Source organism: Microbacterium sp. HMH0099 (genome assembly GCF_049384025.1).
Classification (GTDB): domain Bacteria; phylum Actinomycetota; class Actinomycetes; order Actinomycetales; family Microbacteriaceae; genus Microbacterium.
Genome location: NZ_JBMRJR010000004.1, coordinates 1 through 18,174 on the forward strand (window position 1 = coordinate 1; position 18,174 = coordinate 18,174).

Genomic DNA, 18,174 nt, shown 5'->3' on the forward strand with positions numbered 1-18,174 from the left:
TGTTGAGTTCTCAAGGAACGGACGCACCCACAGAAACGATCTCTCGACCTACCCGTGAGGCAACTTCACTACCTTATATGCCGCACTCGATCTGTCAAGTCGACATCGAGCCGCTCTGACGAGCAGGGAGTCGAGGACAAGTGCCGAGTGGCGGGCTCCTCATCGTAGACCTTCGAGCCGAAGCTCTCAAGTACTGTGATGGGGATTCGTTCACCGCTTGAGAGGACGCGGGGCCTTCCGGCCGCTCCGCTCTCCCCTGTGGGGCGAACAAGTAATACTTTACGTGCGTCACCACGGTCTGGCCAATCAGGCACGATCCCGGGCGTGTCGCAACCCGGATTCCGCGTCTTTCCGCGGTAGTGTCCTCCGTCGGCGCTCCTGCAGGACGATGCAGGCGAGGAGGCTGGCGACGCCCCACACGGCGCAGGCCTGCGGCAGGGTCGCATAGGCCAGATGCGCCGGAGTGAACTCCCCGTCGAACGGGCCGAGCGTCACGAGGCCCACGACCGACGCGACGATCAGAGCGGCCGGCAGCGACGCCCACCACACGACGCGCGCCGCCGACGGCAGCACACGGGAGACCGCGCGCGGACGACGCCGCGCGAGCCAGACCGCACCGGCGACGGCGAGGATTGCCAACCCGACGACGCTCGAACCGTGCTGCAGCCACTTGATGCCGAGCAACGGTCCCCACTGCTCCTCGAGCACCGGGAACAGGTCGGTTCCCGCGCGGCCCTCGTGCGTGAACACGTCCCACACGATGTGAGAGAGCACGCCAATCGCGAGCGACAGAACGAGCAGCAGGAGACCGCGCACTCCCCCGGCGAACGTCTCCCGCGCACCGGCACGCGCTCCCCCCTCCCACTCGCTGGGGAGACGGCTCGCGACGACGCCCGGGACGAACTCGGTCACCGCGGGTCGCAGTACGCACCGCCACGCGAGCAGCAGCACGAGGGCGACGGTCACGGTGAGCGGCATCCAGACCGGGTCGTGCGTCATGCCGTAATGCGGCACCATGCCGCGGAGGAACAGCGGCAGGTCGGGGGTCATCGCCCCGACCGCGATCGCCGCCGGCACCAGCGGCGTCCGCACGAAGGGGAGTGCGACGACCGCGTGGCTCGGCGTGAACGGCATGTCAGCCCAGGAAGATCCCGGCGAGGGTCTTCTTGCCTCGACGCAGGACGGACACCCCGCCCGGCAGCGTCCCTTCGACGACCGCGTCGTCGGCGGCGACCTTGGCGCCGTCCAGCGACACCCCGCCCTGTCCGATCGCCCGGCGCGCCTCGCTCAGGCTGGTGACCAGACCGCTCGCCAGCAGGGCCTCGACCACGGTGCTGCCCGCGGGGACCGTCGCGTTCGGCAGCTCCTCCAGCGCGTCCCGGAGGACGGCGGCATCCAGGCTCCTCGGATCCCCCTGGCCGAACAGCGCCTCCGTCGCGGCGATGACCGCGTCGGCCGCGTCGATGCCGTGCACCGTCGTGACGACCTCGCGAGCCAGGCGCTTCTGCGCGGCGCGGCGGAAGGGCTCCTCTTCGACGAGGCGGGCGTAGCCGTCGATCTCGTCCTTGGCGAGGAAGGTGAAGACCTTCAGGCGGGAGATCACGTCGCGGTCGTCGGTGTTCAGCCAGAACTGGTACATCGTCCACGGGCTGCACATCTCGGCATCCAGCCAGATCGCATTGCCTTCGCTCTTGCCGAACTTCGTACCGTCGCTGTTCGTGATCAGCGGGGTGCCGATGGCGTGCACCGAGGTGCCCTCGACCTTGCGCACCAGGTCGGTGCCGCTGGTGAGATTGCCCCATTGGTCGCTGCCGCCGGTCTGCAGCATGCAGCCGTAGGCGCGATGCAGCTCGAGGTAGTCCATCCCCTGGAGGATCTGGTAGCTGAACTCCGTGTAGCTGATGCCGGCCTCGGAGTTCAGGCGGGCGCTGACCGCGTCCTTCTTGAGCATCGTGCCGACGCGGAAGTGCTTGCCGATCTCGCGCAGGAAGTCGATGGCGCTGAGCGGCGCCGTCCAGTCGAGGTTGTTGACCATGCGCGCGGCGTTGTCGCCCTCGAAGTCGAGGAAGCGCTCGACCTGCGCGCGCAGCCGGTCCACCCAGGCGCCGACGGTCTCGGGGGTGTTGAGCGTGCGCTCCGCGGTCGGACGCGGATCGCCGATGAGGCCCGTCGATCCGCCGACGAGACCCAGGGGACGGTGACCGGCCAGCTGCAGACGGCGCATGGTGAGCAGCTGCACGAGGTTGCCCAGGTGCAGGCTCGGAGCGGTCGGGTCGAAGCCGCAGTAGAACACGATCGGGTCGCCCCCGAGCATCTCGCGCAGTTCGGCCTCGTCGGTCGAGACGTGCACGAGGCCGCGCCACTGCAGCTCGTCCCAGACGTTCTCGAACGACGGGTCGTTGGCGGGTGCGAGAGCGCTCACGGGCGCGGCGTCGATCGGGGCGGACACCCCTTCAGGCTATCAGCGGGCCGGCGGCGCACCCGGCCCGCGGTGCTCGCGCGCCGGGCGCGGCGTCGTCAGACGCCGACCGCGCGCGCCGCGGTCTGGGCGCGGTGCACGAGCTCGGTGCGCTGCTCCCGCACGCGATCCGGCGCGGTTCCTCCAGCGCCGGTGCGGCTGGCCACCGAGCCCTCGACCGACAGGACCTCACGGACCTGCGGGGTGAGCAGGGACGAGACCGAGACGAGCAGGTCGTCGTCGGCGTCCTCCAGCCCGATGCCGCGCTCCTCGCAGGCGCGGACGAGGGCGCCGGAGATCTCATGCGCGTCGCGGAACGCGACGCCCTGACGCACGAGCCACTCGGCGACGTCCGTCGCCAAGGAGAACCCCTGCGGGGCGAGCTCCGCCATGCGCTCGGTGTGGAAGCGCAGCGTCGAGATCATCCCCGAGAACGCGGGGAGCACGAGCTCGAGCGTGCGGACGGAGTCGAAGACCGGCTCCTTGTCCTCCTGGAGGTCGCGGTTGTACGCCAGCGGCAGGCCCTTCAGGGTCGCGAGGAGCCCGGAGAGGTTGCCGATGAGACGGCCGGCCTTGCCGCGGGCCAGCTCCGCGATGTCGGGGTTCTTCTTCTGGGGCATGATGCTCGAGCCCGTCGAGTAGGCGTCGTCGAGGGTGACGAAGCCGAACTCCCGGGTGTTCCAGAGGATGACGTCCTCGGACAGACGCGACAGGTCGACGCCGATCATCGCGGCGATGAAGGCGAACTCCGCGACGACGTCGCGGGAGGCGGTGCCGTCGAGCGAGTTCTCGGCCGGACGCGCCAGACCGAGACGGTCCGCCACGAGCTGCGGGTCGAGACCGAGCGTCGCTCCGGCGAGCGCTCCCCCGCCGTACGGCGAGACCGAGGCGCGGACGGTCCAGTCCCGCAGCCGCTCCAGGCCGCGGGTGAAGGCCCAGCCGTACGCCTGCAGGTGGTGGGCGAGGAGCACGGGCTGCGCGTGCTGCAGGTGGGTGCGGCCCGGCATGACGGCGTCCTCGTGGGCGGACGACTGGGCGACGAGCGCGTCGATGAGACGCAGCAGCTCGCGGGAGATGGTCCGGGCGTGGTCGAGCAGGTACAGGCGCACCAGCGTCGCGATCTGGTCGTTGCGGCTGCGTCCCGCGCGCAGCTTGCCGCCGAGGGCGGGTCCCACCGTCTCGATGAGGACGCGCTCGAGCGCACCGTGGACGTCCTCGTCGCCGGGCGCGGCGACCAGCGTGCCGGCGCGCAGGCGAGCGGCGAGGTCGTCCAGGCCGTCGTGCATCGCGGCGGCCTCGTCGGCGGTGAGGTAGCCCGCCGCCTCCAGAGCGGCCGCGTGCGCGTGCGAGCCGGCGATGTCGTACAGCGCGAGGTCCCAGTCGAAGTGAGTGGAACGGCTCAACGCCGCCAGCTCGGGAGACGGTCCGCCCGAGAAGCGGGCGCCCCAGAGGGCGCCCTCGTTCGTGCCGTGTCCGGTCTCGCTGCTCATTGCTCCAGCCTATCGACGCTGCGCGGCTGCTCCCGGCGGGCCCCGGGTCCGACGACGAACCGGACCGCCGCGTCGATGAGCCTCTCCAGGGGGCCCCGCCCGAGGAGCAGCGCCCACGCCGTGCATCCCAGCACGAGTCCGATGGTGAGCGGCCAGAACAGTCCGGCATCCCGGATGCCGTAGAGGTCGGTCGTGTCCCCGAGCACGACCAGCGCGACGACGGCCCACACGAGGAGCTGGGCGACGTAGGCCGTCAGCGGCATCGACCCGACGGCCCGCAGCGGCAGGGCGATCCACCGGAGCGGGGTGCGGCAGACGAGGAGGCAGACGCCGATGACGGCGACGGCGAAGCCGCCCGATCCGACGACCTCCCACAGACCCGACGAGTGGTCGAGCGCCGTCCACACCTCGGCCATGTAGACGCTCTGCAGGGCGAAGGCCGTGGTCGCCGCGGGCACGGTGTAGCCGATCACGGCGAGGACAGCCCCCGAAACCGCCAGCACGGCGGGGGCCCGGATGCCGCGGAGGTCGAGGCGGCCGACGCCCATTCCGGCGAGGAGGAACGCGATCCAGACGGTGAAGGGGTACGCCCAGCCCACGCCGAGGAAGAGCTCGACGCCGAGCGCGCCGGACCAGATCGGAGCGGCATCCAGGAACGGCTGCACCCACGGCATGACGAGGCCGAACGCGGCGGCGGCGAGGAACAGCGGTCCCGCCGACCATCCGAGGAAGGGCAGGGCCAGGAGGAAGAGCACGGCGTACGCCGGAAGGATCACGTAGACGGGCACGCCCGTCGTGATGAGCAGGATGCCGATGACCCATAGCACCGCGGCTCGCACGGCCAGACGTGCGGCCGCGCGGGGCCGGTCGGCGGACGGCAGCGGCCGGGGGCCGCCCGTGACGAGTGCGATCGACACTCCGGCGAGCGTCGCGAAGAGGATCGAGGACCGCCCGTTGACGATGTCGAGCCAGGTCGAGGGGTCGCCCGGGTCGAACAGCTCGATCGTGAGCAGGTGTGCGGCGAGCATGCCGAGCACCGCGAGCCCGCGCGCGAGGTCGATGCCCGTCAGCCGTCCGGGGCCGTCGAGTCGCCGCCACGCGCGGCGGGCAGGGGTCACGACTGGCGCAGCAGCCACACCAGCAGCGCCTTCTGCGCGTGCAGGCGGTTCTCGGCCTCGTCCCAGACGACGCTCTGCGGTCCGTCGATCACCTCGGCGTCGACTTCGTAGCCGCGATCGGCGGGCAGGCAGTGGATGAAGATCGCGTCGTCGTCCGCCTGCGACATCAGCTGCGTCGTGACCTTGAACCCGCCCAGGTCGCGGATGCGCGCGATCTTCTCCTCCTCCTTGCCCATCGACACCCAGGTGTCGGTGACGACGACGTCGGCTCCGGATGCCGCCGCCTCGGGGTCGTCGCTGAGGGTGATCGACCCGCCGGTCTCGGCGGCGATCCGCTCGGCATCGGCGATGACGTCGGCGCGCGGGGCATAGTCGGCCGGGGCGGCGACGCGCACGTGCATGCCCGCGGTGACGCCGGCCAGGACGTACGAGTGCGCCATGTTGCTCCGCCCGTCGCCGAAGAACGACAGCGTGAGGCCCTTCAGCTCGCCCTTGTGCTCGCGGATCGTGAGCAGGTCGGCGAGCAGCTGGCAGGGGTGGAAGTCGTCGCTCAGCGCGTTGACGACCGGGACCCGGGTGCCCCGCGCCATCTCCTCCAGCCCGGCCTGGGCATAGGTGCGCCACACGATGGCGGCGACCTGGCGCTCGAGCACGCGCGCGGTGTCGGACGGCGTCTCCTTGCCGCCGAGCTGGCTGTTGGCGGTGGAGATGATCAGCGGCGAGCCGCCGAGGTCCGCGATGCCCACGGCGAAGGACACGCGCGTACGGGTGGAGGACTTGTCGAAGATCACCGCGACCGTCTGCGGACCCGCGAGCGGCTTCTGCGCCCAGCGGTCCTTCTTGAGCTCGATCGCGAGGTCGAGGATCTCGGCCTGCTCGGCCGGGGTCAGATCGTCGTCGCGCAGAAGGTGGCGGGTCACGCGGGGGCTCCTTCGAGGATGAGGGCATCGGAGACGGTGGCGAGCGCGGCACCGAACAGGTCGAGGAAGGCGGACACCTCGGCATCCCCGATCGTCAGGGGCGGGGCGATGCGGATCGTGGTGTCGTTCGCCGCGTTGACGATGAGCCCGTGCTGCTGGGCGGCGGCGACGACGGCCTTCGCCACCGGGCTGGTGAGCGCGATGCCGAGCAGCAGGCCGCGGCCGCGGATGCCGGCGACGAGCGGGGAGCCGATCGCGGCGATGCCGTCGCGGAGCTGACTCTCGCGGTGCGCGGCGTTCTGGACGAGCCCGGCGTCCTCGATCTCCTGCAGCACGGCGCCGCCGACGCCGGTGCCGAGGGCGTTGCCGCCGAAGGTGGAGCCGTGGGTGCCGGGGAAGAACAGGTCGCTCGCCGCGCCGAACGTGATGAGCGCACCGATCGGGAAGCCGCCGCCGATGCCCTTGGCCACCGTGATGGCATCCGGAACGATCCCGGCGTGCTGGAACCCGAACCACGCGCCCGTGCGACCGGCGCCGGTCTGGATCTCGTCGACGATCAGCAGCGCGCCGTGGCGTGCGGTCAGCTCGCGGGCCGCCTGGAGATACCCCTCCGGCAGCTCGACGACGCCGGCCTCGCCCTGGATGGGCTCGACCAGGAGGGCGGCGACCTTCTCGTCCACGGCGGCCTCGAGGGCCTCGACGGTGGCGTCGATGTGCTCGACGCCCGGCACCATGGGAAGGAAGTCGGCCTGGAGCGCGGGCTTGCCCGTCAGGGCGAGGGCGCCCATGGTGCGGCCGTGGAAGCCGCCCTTCAGGGTCAGGATGCGGGTGCGGTCGGTTCCGCGACCGTGCAGCCGCGCCAGCTTGAGCGCGGCCTCGTTCGCCTCGGCGCCGGAGTTGCCGAAGTACACCCGGCCGGACTCCCCCGTCCCCGCGAGGCGCTTCAGACGCGCCGCCATCGCCAGCTGCGGCGGCGTCGCGAAGTAGTTGGACACGTGCGCGAGAGTCGCCGCCTGCGCGCTGATCGCCTCCACGAAGACCGGGTGCGCGTGGCCGAGGGCGTTCACGGCGATGCCCGCGAGGAAGTCCAGGTACTTCGTGCCCTGGTCGTCCCAGACGTACGCGCCCTCACCGCGGACGAACAGCGCCATGCGGTCGCCGAAGCTGCGGACCAGGTCGCGGCCGGCGTCCTCCTGCCAGGTGGCGCGCTGCGCCGTGGGTTCCTGAGTCGTGTCCGCGTTCACGCGACCACCTCCGTTCCGATTCCCTTGTTGGTGAACAGTTCGACGAGCACCGAGTGCGGCACGCGTCCGTCGATGATGGCCGCGGTCGGCACACCCCCGTCGACGGCGTCGAGGCACGCCTGCATCTTGGGGATCATGCCCGACTCGAGCGTCGGCAGCATCGCGCGCAGCTCCGTCGAGGTCAGGTGCGACACGAGCGAGTCGCGGTTGGGCCAGTCGGCGTAGAGCCCCGGCACATCGGTCAGCACGACGAGCTTCTTCGCATCGAGCGCCGTGGCGAGCGCCGCCGCAGCGGCATCCGCGTTCACGTTCAACGACGAGCCCGGGTGGTCCAGGTCGGGAGCGATGCTCGACACGATCGGCACGCGTCCGGCGGCGAGATGGTCGAGCACCGGCTGCGGGTCGACGGTCACGACGTCGCCGACGCGACCGAGGTCGTGCTCGACCCCGTCGACGACGACACCGCGGCGGCGGCCGCCGAAGAGGCCGGCGTCCTCTCCGCTCAGGCCCGTCGCCAGGGGTCCGTGCGCGTTCACCTTGGCGACCAGCTGCGGGTTGATCTGACCGGTGAGGACCATGCGCACGACGCCGATGGCCTCGGTCGAGGTGACCCGGTAGCCGCCCCGGAACTCGCTGGGGATGTCCAGCCGGTCCAGCATCGACGAGATCTGCGGGCCGCCGCCGTGGACGACCACGGGCTTCACCCCGACGTACCGGAGGTAGGCGATGTCGGCGGCAAAGGCGTCCTGCAGCTCCTCGCTGACCATGGCGTTGCCGCCGTACTTCACCACCACGACCTGGTCGCGGTACTTGCGCACCCACGGCAGCGACTCGACGAGAGTCACCGCCCGCTCGCTCGCGGCGGTGGGATCGGTGTCCTGAAGATCGACGTGGGTCATGAGGAGTAGGCGCTGTTCTCGTGGACGTAGTCGTGCGTGAGGTCGTTGGTGCGGATGGTCGCCGCGGCGTCGCCGACGCGCAGGTCGATGACGAGGTCGGTCGCCCGCGGGGTCAGGTCGACGTCCTCGCGGGGCCGGTCCGGGCCGCCGGCGGTGCACACGCGGACGCCGTTCATCCACACGTCCACGTCGTACGGGTCGAACGCGGCGTCCGTGGTGCCGATCGCGGCGAGCACGCGGCCCCAGTTCGGGTCGTTGCCGAAGATCGCGGCCTTGAAGAGGTTGTTCCGGGCGACCGAGCGGCCCACCTCGACGGCGTCGTCCTCGGTCGCGGCGTTCACCACGCGGATCGTGATGTCGTGGCTCGCGCCCTCCGCGTCGCCTTGCAGCTGGGCGGCCAGGCCATCGCATACCGAAACGAGCGCGGCCGTGAAGACCTCGGGATCGACCTGGATGCCACTGGCCCCGCTCGCGAGGAGGGTGACCTGGTCGTTGGTCGACATGCAGCCGTCGGAGTCGAGCCGATCGAAGCTGACGCGCGTCGCCGCGCGCAACGCGGCATCGGCCTGGGCGGCATCCATCACGACGTCCGTGGTGAGGACGACGAGCATCGTCGCCAGCCCCGGCGCGAGCATGCCCGCGCCCTTGGCCATGCCGCCGATGCTCCAGCCGTCGCCGGCGTGGATGACGCGCTTGGGGCGGGAGTCCGTCGTCATGATGGCCAGCGAGGCGTCCTCCCCGCCGTCCGCGGACAGCTGGGCGACGCCCTTCTCGACGCCGTCGAGCACCTTGGCGCGGAAGACCTCGTCGCCCGTACCGATGAGACCCGTCGAGCACACCACGACGTCCCCCGCGCCGACGCCGAGGAGATCGGCGGCGCGCTCGGCCGTCTGATGCGTGGTCTGGAACCCGAAGCTGCCGGTGAAGCAGTTGGCGCCACCCGAGTTCAGGACGACCGCCTCGACCACGCCGTCGCGGACGACCTGCTCCGACCACAGGATCGGGTTGGCCTTCGCGCGGTTGGAGGTGAACACCGCGGCGCCGACCTTGAGCGGTCCGCGGTTGACGACGACGGCGACGTCGCGCGCACCCGTCGACTTCAGCCCGACGGCGACCCCGGCCGCTTCGAATCCTGCGGGGGCGGTGACGCTCACGGGGCGACTCCATTCACGGGGAGGGCGGTGGTCTCGGCGAGGCCGAGCGCGATGTTCATCGATTGGACGGCGGCGCCGGCGGTTCCCTTGACGAGATTGTCTACGGCAGCGACGACGACCACGCGGTTCGCCGCGCGGTCGATCGCGAGTCCCATCAGCGCGGTGTTCGCGCCGAGCACGTCCGCCGTGCGCGGGAACTGCCCCTCCGGGAGGACGTGCACGAACGGCTCGTCCCCGTACGCGGCCTCCCAGGCCTCCCGGATCTGCTCGTCGGTCGCCCCGGGCCGGATGGGCGCGCTGGAGGTCGCCAGGATCCCTCGCGCCATCGGCACGAGCACGGGGGTGAAGGAGATCCGGATGCCATCGGCCTCGGCCCCCGCCGCCGCCAGAGCCTGGCGGATCTCGGGGATGTGGCGATGTGTACCGCCGACGGCATATGGGTTCGCAGTCCCCAGGATCTCGCTCGCGAGGAGGTTCGTCTTCGCGGCCTTCCCGGCCCCGCTGGGGCCGACGGCCAGGACCGAGACGATGTCTCCCGGGTCGATGACTCCCGCCGCGACGCCCGGGGCGAGGCTGAGCGACACGGTGGACGCGTTGCACCCGGGGGCCGCGATGCGCGACGCCCCACGGAGCAGCTCGCGCTGCTTCGTCGATCCCGCCGGCAGCTCGGGGACCCCGTACGCCCATGGCTCCGCGTGGTCCCCGCCGTAGAACGCCGCCCAGTCCGCGGACGAGGTGAGCCGGTGGTCCGCGCCGGCGTCGATCACGAGGGCCGTGTCGGCGAGCGCGTCGGTGTACTGCGCCGACTGGCCGTGCGGCAGGGCGAGGAAGACCACGTCGTGGTCCGCCAGGGCCTCCGGCGTGGTGGCCTCGAGCTGCAGGTGCGCGAGCGAGCGCAGGTGCGGCTGATGCGCGATGAGCGGCTGACCGGCATTGGAGTGCGCGGTGACTGTGCGGATCTCGACATCGGGATGGTCGGCGAGGAGGCGGAGGATCTCGCCGCCCGCATAGCCGGAAGCGCCGGAGACGGCGACCGAGAGGGTCATGTTTCCACCTTAGGAGTCGGGGCTGTGGCTGAACTCAGCGTGAACCGGGGCGGCGACGCCCGTATGCCCCACCTGCGGCGGGTTACGAGGTCGCCGAGACTCGGCGTGCGACCCGACGTCGACGCACGGCAACGGTGCTCACGGAGAGCCCCTCGTTGCGGGTGACGGTCGACGACATGGGCCGAGGTTATCCGCCCGCGAGGAGGCACCGCAAATCACGGGGCGTGTCGCCGGAGTCGGACCGATGCTCAAGATTGGCGCAGGAAACCCCTCATGTCCCCCAAATGGGGGACACGGTACGCCTATGCTGGAGACCTGCCCTCATCGCCGGGCACTTCCGACTGCCCCCCTTATCCGGCGATGAGGGCAGATCCATGCCCGCGCCGGTCTGCTCTCCGGGGCGCGACCGGCCGGCGCGCCGGCTCGCCGGTGGGGCGAGGTGCTGCGGCGGCGGTCGTGTCCCACGCGCTCGTCCAGCAATCCTCCGCGTCCGCGGCCGCGGCCCGCGCGCGAACGCGCACACGCCCGTCTGCGCGCACTCCGCGCGGGAGCGCGCGACGGTCGCAAACGAGCGATGCCGATGTCAAGTGGGCCGGGGGGGTTCAGGTCGTTTCCCTACTTTCGTCACCACGGTGCATCTAGGGGGGCCTAGACAACCGGGGGAAAGCAGTGCTTCGCACTACTCATCGAGATGCGCGCAGTCAGGGACCGCGCGGCATCCTGTTCCGAACTCTCGCCATCGTGGCGCTGGGTTCACTGGCCGCTTTCGGCGCGCCGCTCAGCGCGTCGGCCACGACGGACGCGGTCGCCGAGAGCACGACGCAGACGTCGACGGACGGCGGCCACACGGACGGTTCTTCGGGCGGCGGACACAGCGACGCGTCCGCCGACGGCAGCAGCCACGACGGCAGCCACACCGACGGCACCAGCCACGACGGCAGCCACACCGACGGCACCAGCCACGACGGCAGCCACCACGATGGTTCCACGGAGGCCAAGGACAACCACGACGGCACGAGCCACGACGGCTCCACCGACGCCAAGGACAACCACGACGGCACGAGCCACGACGGCTCGACCGAGGCCAAGGACAACCACGACGGCACCTCGGACGCGAAGGACGTCAAGGACTCCACCGACGCCAAGGACAGCCACGACGGCTCCACCGACGCCAAGGACAGCCACGACGGCTCCACCGACGCCAAGGACGTCAAGGACTCCACCGACGCGAAGGACGTCAAGGACTCCACCGACGCGAAGGACGTCAAGGACTCCGACGACGCGAAGGACAGCCACGACGGCTCCACCGACGCCAAGGACAGCCACGACGGCTCCATCGACGCGAAGGACGTGAAGGACTCGACCGACGCCAAGGACAGCCACGACGGGTCCACCGACGCCAAGGACGTCAAGGACTCCACCGACGCCAAGGACAGCCACGACGGCTCCATCGACGCGAAGGACGTGAAGGACTCGACCGACGCCAAGGACAGCCACGACGGGTCCACCGACGCCAAGGACGTCAAGGACTCCACCGACGCCAAGGACAACCACGACGGGTCCACCGACGCCAAGGACGTCAAGGACTCCACCGACGCCAAGGACAGCACCGACGCCAAGGACTCGACGGAGTCGAAGGACTCCCACGACGGCTCCACCGACTCCAAGGACGCCAAGGGCAGCCACGACGGCTCCACCGACGCCAAGGACGTCAAGGACTCGACCGACGCCAAGGACTCCCACGACGGCTCCACCGACGCGAAGGACAGCCACGACGGCTCCACCGACGCGAAGGACAGCCACGACGGCTCCACCGACGCCAAGGACGCCAAGGACAGCACCGACGCCGAGGACGCCGCTGACGCGAAGGACTCGACCGACGCGCAGGACGCCACGGACTCCACCGACGCGACCGACGGGACGACCGACGCCACTGACGCCACCGAGACGCCCCGACTGGTGGGCGTGACGTTCGCGGCGGCTGCTCCGGCACCGGCACCCGCCCCGGCGGCGCCGACCGCTCTCGCGGCGACCGGCAGCGACGCGGCGACCACGGGCGGCCCGCTGAGCCTGCTGGCCGGCGCCCTGCTCCTCGGTGGACTGTTCCTCCTCGTGCAGCGGCGTCGATCCGCGGCGGTCGCCTCGACCGGCGCGCAGCGCACCGCTCCGCGGGACGAGGCCGAGGCGGCGAGCGTCCGCACCGAGCGACGGTCCGCTCCGGCGGCATCCGTCCTCGCACCCCCGCTCCGCGCGGAGGAGATGACGCGGATTCGTCGTCGCGATGACGGCCGGAGGGCCGGCACCGACCCCGGGGCCTCGAACGGCTGACGATGTCCTCACGCAGATCCGGGGCCGGTCGCGCACCGCGGCCGGCCCCGGCGAAGCGCCCCACCGCGATCGAAACGCCTCGCCGGCTCGCGCCGACGATCGCGACGATCGCGGCCGTGGGCGTCATCGGTGCCTACGTCTTCGTCAGCGCGACGTTCACGGTTCCCGACGCGCCCGCCCGGGCGGCCGTCTCGGACGGCTTCGCGCCCTACTTCTCCCAGCGGTGGGACGTGTTCGCCCCGAAGATCCTTCGCGTCAACAGCGCGATGCAGATGCAGGCGCAGTGGCGCGACGACGACGGCGAGCTCGTCACCGGGGACTGGATCGACGTCACGGACATGGAGTTCGCCGCCGTCCGCGGCATCCCGGCGCCCTCCCGGGTCTCCAAGAACAGTGTCAACGCGCTCGGGGCCTATCTCGAGCGGTACGACGAGGTGAGCGAACAGCAGCAGGAACGGGTGCAGGACACCTTCATCCAGCGTGACGGCGACGGCGGTTTCGAGGCCATCCCCGACGAGGACCTGCTGGCCGAGCTGGACGAGCTGGGCGACGATCCGGATGCCGTGGTCTCGCTCATCCGTTACGACTACATGCTGACGCGGTACCTCACCGTCTTCGGCGAGGCGTACTACGACCGTCCGATCGAGCGCGTGCGGTGGCAGGCGCAGTACGACCGGCCGAACGACTTCCTGCACCGCTTCGACGACGAGCGTCAGTTCCCGCTGTCGACGACGACGTTCGGGTGGCGGCAGGCGCAGGCGCCCGATGACCCCTCGCTCATCGCCGTGTTCGACGAGGTGCAGGATCGTTACGCCGGGGAGGACCGCTCATGACCACCGGCGCTCCCCCGCGGCTCGGACGCGCGCAGCGGTTGCGGCCGGCCGCGATCCTCGGCCGCTTCCAGACGTGGATGACGTCCGCGCCGCACGCGACCATCGGCTTCTCGCTGCTGCGGATCATCTTCGGCGTCGCGATGCTGCTGGTGCTGCTGCCGAGCTTCGCCGACCGTCACTACCTGTGGGGCGCGGGCTCCTGGTGGGTCGAGCCCGAAGCACGGCGCCGTGGCTGGTGGGAGCCGTTCCGTGCGGTCTTCTCCAAGGACGACCCGGTGCTGTTCGACATCGCCTTCTTCGCGCTGATCGGCCTCGTGCTGCTGTTCATCGTCGGCGTGAAGACGCGGTGGGTGACCCCGTTCCTGTTGCTCATGTGGGTGGGACTGTCGACGAACTCGACCCTGCTGACCAACGGCGGCGACACCCTCATGCGGATCGTGCTCGTGTTCGCCCTGTTCGCGGACCTCAGCCGTCACCTCTCGGTGGACGCGTGGCTGCGTCGTCGCCGCGGCGAGCGTCCCGGTCGCTTTGCGCGGGTGACCGACCGGATGCCGCCGTGGCTGTCGCCTCTCCTCCACAACACCGCGTTGGTGCTGTGCTGCTACCAGATCCTGCTCGTCTACCTCGTGTCGTCGATCCTCAAGCTGCAGGGCGTGGAGTGGCTCGACGGGACCGCGCTCTACTACGCACTGGCGTTGACGGAGTTCCAGGTCCTCCCCGCCCTGAGCGAGGCCGCCTGGCAGGTCACACCGCTGGTGCAGCTGGGCACGTGGTTCGCCCTCACAGCCCAGCTGCTGTTCCCCCTTGCCCTGCTGTGGAAGCCGAGCCGGTACGTCGCGGTCGCCGGCCTGACGCTGACGCACCTGGGCATCGGCCTGCTCCTGGGACTGTGGCCGTTCTCACTGGCGATGATCGCCCTCGACCTGCTGCTCGTGCGCGACGCCTCCTGGCTGCGGCTGCGCGCCGCGGTCGCCGGCGTCCGGCGACGCCTCCGGAGGCCGGGGACCGACGACGAGGTCTCCGCGCCGGGACCGCGGCTGGCGGCCTGACCGCCGCGACGGACACGAAGGGGCGCCCCCGGCCGAGCCGTGGGGCGCCCCTCTCGTCGTCCGTCAGTCGCGGATCGCGGCGCCGAAACGCTCCGCCGCCCGGGCGACGCCGGCCATCTTGGCCTCCGTCGCCTCGGCCGCGGTGAGCGTGCGGTCCGGCGCGCGGAAACGCAGCGCGAAGGTCAGGCTCTTCTGGCCCTCGCCGACACCGGTGCCGCGGTAGTCGTCCACCAGACGTGCACCCTCGAGCAGCGGCGCCCCGCCGTCGACGAGCGCGGCGCGCACCTCCCCCGCCGGCACGTCGACGGGCACGACGAGCGACACGTCCTGCGTCGCGGCCGGATACCCGGAGAGGGATGCCGCGACGACGCGGGTCTGCGCCGCCTCCAGCAGCGCGTCCAGGTCGATCTCGGCCACGAGCACGCGCCCCGGCAGGTCGGCCGCGGACGACACGGCCGGCAGCACTTCGCCGACGTAGCCGATCTCCGTGCCGGCGACGAGCACGCGCGCGGTCCGCCCGGGGTGCAGCGCCGCGCGCTGCGCCTGCACGAGCTCGATGTCGGCCCCGGCCGCGGCCGCGAGGACGCGCACGGCGTCCACGGCATCCGCCAGATCCGCGGGCACCGCCGCCTGGCCCGGCTGCTTGGCCACGAGGCTCCCCGTGAGCAGCACGGCAGCGAAACGGCGCTGCGGCGGGATGGCGGCATCCAGGGCCGTCAACGTCGCCGCGTCGGGACGCACCGCCAGCGGCGGGACGGATGCCGTGCCGTACTGCACGCCCGGGGCGGGGAGGAAGACGGTGCCGATCTCGAACAGCGCGAGGTCGGTGATGCCGCGCGAGACGTTGCGGTGCGCGACCTGCAGCAGCGCCGGCACGAGCGAGCGGCGCAGGAACGGCGCGAGGCCGTCGAGCGGGTTCGCGAGCTTCACGCTCGGCAGCTTCTCGCCCGTCGCGGACCCGTGCAGGTCGTTGTTCTCGGCGGTGGTGAAGGGGAACGACGGCGTCTCGACGAACCCGGCCGCGGCGAGGGCGTTGGCGACGCGGCGCCGTCCCTGCTGCGCCGTCGTCAGTCCCCGACCCGACGGCGGGGTGGGCAGCACCGAGGGGATCCGGTCGTACCCCTCGATGCGCGCGACCTCCTCGGCGAGCGTCCACTTGTCGGTGAGGTCGTGGCGCCAGGACGGCGGGACGACGCTCCATCCGGCCTCGCGGGCCTCGACATGGCATCCGATCAGGCGCAGCGCGTCCTCGGTCTCGGTGTCGGTGTAGTCGACGCCGATCAGTCCGGCGACGAAGCCGTTCGGCAGGGTGATCGCGTCGCGGGAGTACTCCGCGCCCAGCGATCCGCCCAGCTCGGTGTCCAGGGTGCCGCCGGCCAGCTGCACCATGAGTCCGGCGACGCGCTCGGCCGCCACGTAGGCGACGAGCGGGTCGACGCCGCGCTCGAAGCGACGCGACGCCTCGGACGGCAGCTTGTGGCGCCGGGCCGTGCGCGCGATCGACACCTGGTCGAAGGTCGCCGCCTCGATGAGGACGTTGCGGGTGTCGGGTCCCATCTCGGTGGGGCCGCCGCCCATCACGCCGGCGAGGCCGATCGGGCCCGACTCATCGGTGATGAGCAGGTCCTCGGCGTCGAGCGTGCGCACCTGGCCGTCGAGGGTCTCGAGCTTCTCGCCCTGCTCCGCGCGACGGACCGTGATGCCGCCCTGCAGGCGGTCGAGGTCGTAGCCGTGGATCGGCTGGCCGAGCTCGAGCATCACGTAGTTCGTGATGTCGATGAGCACGCCGAGCGAGCGGATCCCGGCGAGGGACAGGCGCGTGATCATCCACGGCGGCGTCGGACGCGACGGGTCGACGTCCCGGACGATGCGCGCGACGAACTCGCGGGCACCCACGCGGCCGCGGATCGGCGCACGGTCGTCGACCGCGACCGGGAATCCGGAGGGCGCCCGGGTCACGGCCTCGTCGTGACCGGCGCCCGGGTCGCGGAACGACGCGCCGGTGGCGTGGGAGTACTCCCGCGCCACACCGCGCAGCGACAGGGCGTAGCCGCGGTCGGGCGTGACGTTGATCTCGACGGCGACGTCGTCCAGGCCGAGCAGGGCGATCGCGTCGGTGCCGACGGGCGCGTCGATGCCCAGGTCGACCAGGCGCAGGATGCCGCTGTGCTCGCTGCCGAGCCCCAGCTCCTTCGCCGAGGCGATCATGCCGTCCGACACGTGACCGTAGGTCTTGCGCGCGGCGATGGGGAACGGGCCGGGGAGGACCGAGCCGGGCAGGGTCACCACGACCTTGTCGCCCTCGAAGAAGTTGCCCGCGCCGCAGACGATGCCGCGGACGCCGCCGTGCTCCGCGCCCACGTCCACCTGGCACCACCGGATGGTCTTGCCGTTGGACTGCGGCTCGGGGACGAACTCGACGACCTGGCCGACGACGATGGGGCCGGACAGCTCGAAGCGGTGCACGTCCTCCTCTTCGAAGCCGACCGACACGAGGGCGGCGAGGACGTCGTCGGGCGTGGCCTCGGCGGGGACGTCGACGTACTCACGCAGCCAGGACAGAGGGACGCGCATCAGACCACCATTCCGAACTGCTCACTGAAGCGGACATCGCCCTCGGCCATGTCGCGCATGTCCTGCACGTCGCTGCGGAACATCAGCGTCCGCTCGATGCCCATGCCGAACGCGAAGCCCGAGTACTCCTCGGGATCGATGCCGGCGGCACGCAGCACGTTGGGGTTCACCATCCCGCAGCCGCCCCACTCGATCCAGCGCGCCCCGCCCTTGAAGGTGGGATGCCACAGGTCGAGCTCGGCGCTGGGCTCGGTGAACGGGAAGTAGTTCGCACGGAAGCGCGTCTTCGCCTCGGGGCCGAACAGCACGCGAGCCGCGTGGTCGAGCGTGCCCTTGAGGTGGGCCATCGTGATGCCCTTGTCGATCACGAGCCCCTCGAACTGCGTGAACACGGGCAGGTGCGTCGCGTCGAATTCGTCGGTGCGGTAGACCCGCCCCGGGCAGAGGACGTAGATCGGCAGGTCGCGCTCGAGCATCGACCGCACCTGGACGGGGCTCGTGTGCGTGCGCATGACGAGGTGCCGGGCGACCGGGTCGACGAAGAACGTGTCCTGCATCTGCCGCGCCGGGTGGTCCACGTCGAAGTTGAGGGCGTCGAAGTTGAACCACTCGTGCTCGAGCTCCGGCCCTTCCGCGATCTCCCAGCCCATGCCGACGAAGATGTCCGACACCTGCTCCTGGAGGAGGGAGATGGGATGCCGCGCCCCCACGCGCGCGCGCTGCGGCAGCGCCGTCACGTCGATGCGCTCGGCCTCCAGCTGCGCGGCTGTCTCCGCCTCGGCGAGCTCGGCCTCTCGGGCCGTCAGGGCCTGGTTCACCCGGCCGCGGGCCTGGCCCACCAACTTGCCGAAGGCGGCCTTGTCCGCCGGGGCGACGTTGCGCAGCTGGGCGTTCAGACGCGCGAGCGGGGACTGCTCCCCCGTGTGCGCGGAACGGGCCGCTTTGAGGTCGGCGGTCGTCGCGGCGGCGGCGATCGCCGCGAGAGCGGCGTCGACGGCGGAGGCGACGGCCTCGGGCGTGATCTCGGGTGCGTCGGACACGAGATGAGAGTCTACCGACGG

General features: G+C 71.5%; 14 protein-coding genes. 3 read left to right on the forward strand and 11 right to left on the reverse strand.

The genetic code is table 11. The features are described 5' to 3' along the window. Positions 1 to 306: 306 nt before the first annotated feature. The 9 genes from ACO03V_RS10135 to argC form a co-directional block, all read right to left on the reverse strand. Positions 307 to 1,134 carry a DUF4184 family protein gene (locus ACO03V_RS10135; RefSeq protein ID WP_423137507.1) on the reverse strand — a complete coding sequence of 276 codons (828 nt, stop codon included), beginning with the start codon at positions 1,132 to 1,134 and terminating at the stop codon, positions 307 to 309. Between the two features lies 1 nt (position 1,135). Next, a complete protein-coding gene (tyrS, locus tag ACO03V_RS10140) occupies positions 1,136 to 2,449 on the reverse strand; it encodes a tyrosine--tRNA ligase (RefSeq protein ID WP_367730806.1) in 1,314 nt (437 codons plus the stop codon). 68 nt (positions 2,450 to 2,517) lie between these two features. Next, positions 2,518 to 3,948 (reverse strand): argininosuccinate lyase, encoded by a 1,431-nt coding sequence (gene argH / locus ACO03V_RS10145; protein ID WP_423137508.1) that lies wholly within the window; start codon positions 3,946 to 3,948, stop codon positions 2,518 to 2,520. Next, positions 3,945 to 5,084 carry a heparan-alpha-glucosaminide N-acetyltransferase domain-containing protein gene (locus tag ACO03V_RS10150; protein ID WP_367730761.1) on the reverse strand — a complete coding sequence of 380 codons (1,140 nt, stop codon included), beginning with the start codon at positions 5,082 to 5,084 and terminating at the stop codon, positions 3,945 to 3,947. The genes argH and ACO03V_RS10150 overlap by 4 nt, the downstream gene beginning before the upstream one ends. Beyond that, positions 5,063 to 5,986, reverse strand: coding sequence for an ornithine carbamoyltransferase (gene argF, locus ACO03V_RS10155; RefSeq protein WP_423137509.1), 924 nt, complete (start codon positions 5,984 to 5,986; stop codon positions 5,063 to 5,065). Before argF ends, ACO03V_RS10150 begins: the two co-directional genes overlap by 22 nt. Next, positions 5,983 to 7,230, reverse strand: a complete 1,248-nt coding sequence (locus ACO03V_RS10160) for an acetylornithine transaminase (RefSeq protein WP_423137510.1) — start codon at positions 7,228 to 7,230, stop codon at positions 5,983 to 5,985. Before ACO03V_RS10160 ends, argF begins: the two co-directional genes overlap by 4 nt. Then, the gene (gene argB, locus ACO03V_RS10165; protein ID WP_367730755.1) at positions 7,227 to 8,129 is read right to left on the reverse strand and encodes an acetylglutamate kinase; all 903 of its coding nucleotides are present in this window, start codon (positions 8,127 to 8,129) and stop codon (positions 7,227 to 7,229) included. The genes ACO03V_RS10160 and argB overlap by 4 nt, the downstream gene beginning before the upstream one ends. Continuing rightward, complete coding sequence (argJ, locus tag ACO03V_RS10170; protein ID WP_423137511.1) at positions 8,126 to 9,283, reverse strand: bifunctional glutamate N-acetyltransferase/amino-acid acetyltransferase ArgJ; 1,158 nt, start codon at positions 9,281 to 9,283, stop codon at positions 8,126 to 8,128. Before argJ ends, argB begins: the two co-directional genes overlap by 4 nt. Beyond that, entirely contained in the window at positions 9,280 to 10,329 is a 1,050-nt protein-coding gene (gene argC, locus ACO03V_RS10175; RefSeq protein WP_423137512.1) for an N-acetyl-gamma-glutamyl-phosphate reductase, read from the reverse strand. Before argC ends, argJ begins: the two co-directional genes overlap by 4 nt. A 741-nt stretch (positions 10,330 to 11,070) precedes the next feature. Between argC and ACO03V_RS10180 the strand changes: the two genes are divergently transcribed. From ACO03V_RS10180 to ACO03V_RS10190, 3 genes are all read left to right on the forward strand, one after another. Then, positions 11,071 to 12,657 carry a hypothetical protein gene (locus ACO03V_RS10180; RefSeq protein ID WP_423137513.1) on the forward strand — a complete coding sequence of 529 codons (1,587 nt, stop codon included), beginning with the start codon at positions 11,071 to 11,073 and terminating at the stop codon, positions 12,655 to 12,657. Positions 12,658 to 12,773: 116 nt separating this feature from the next. Then, positions 12,774 to 13,490: a DUF5819 family protein gene (locus ACO03V_RS10185; RefSeq protein WP_423137514.1), complete on the forward strand. Its 717-nt coding sequence runs from the start codon at positions 12,774 to 12,776 to the stop codon at positions 13,488 to 13,490. Next, entirely contained in the window at positions 13,487 to 14,539 is a 1,053-nt protein-coding gene (locus ACO03V_RS10190; RefSeq protein WP_423137515.1) for a hypothetical protein, read from the forward strand. The genes ACO03V_RS10185 and ACO03V_RS10190 overlap by 4 nt, the downstream gene beginning before the upstream one ends. Positions 14,540 to 14,602: 63 nt before the next feature. Here the strand turns inward: ACO03V_RS10190 and pheT are convergent, their stop codons facing one another. Together pheT and pheS are read right to left on the reverse strand one after the other, a co-directional pair. Continuing rightward, on the reverse strand, positions 14,603 to 17,113 hold the full coding sequence (pheT, locus tag ACO03V_RS10195) for a phenylalanine--tRNA ligase subunit beta (protein ID WP_423137516.1): 2,511 nt from the start codon (positions 17,111 to 17,113) through the stop codon (positions 14,603 to 14,605). Then, complete coding sequence (gene pheS, locus ACO03V_RS10200; RefSeq protein ID WP_367730671.1) at positions 17,113 to 18,153, reverse strand: phenylalanine--tRNA ligase subunit alpha; 1,041 nt, start codon at positions 18,151 to 18,153, stop codon at positions 17,113 to 17,115. The genes pheT and pheS overlap by 1 nt, the downstream gene beginning before the upstream one ends. Positions 18,154 to 18,174: the final 21 nt, after the last annotated feature.

What these genes read in the sequence shown, in the direction of transcription:
- ACO03V_RS10135 (WP_423137507.1), bottom strand. Translation starts at nt 1,134, where the DNA reads ATGCCGTTCACGCCGAGCCACGCGGTCGTCGCACTCCCCTTCGTGCGG.
- argC (WP_423137512.1), bottom strand. Translation starts at nt 10,329, where the DNA reads ATGACCCTCTCGGTCGCCGTCTCCGGCGCTTCCGGCTATGCGGGCGGC.
- pheT (WP_423137516.1), bottom strand. Translation starts at nt 17,113, where the DNA reads ATGCGCGTCCCTCTGTCCTGGCTGCGTGAGTACGTCGACGTCCCCGCC.
- ACO03V_RS10190 (WP_423137515.1), top strand. Translation starts at nt 13,487, where the DNA reads ATGACCACCGGCGCTCCCCCGCGGCTCGGACGCGCGCAGCGGTTGCGG.
- argB (WP_367730755.1), bottom strand. Translation starts at nt 8,129, where the DNA reads ATGACCCACGTCGATCTTCAGGACACCGATCCCACCGCCGCGAGCGAG.
- argH (WP_423137508.1), bottom strand. Translation starts at nt 3,948, where the DNA reads ATGAGCAGCGAGACCGGACACGGCACGAACGAGGGCGCCCTCTGGGGC.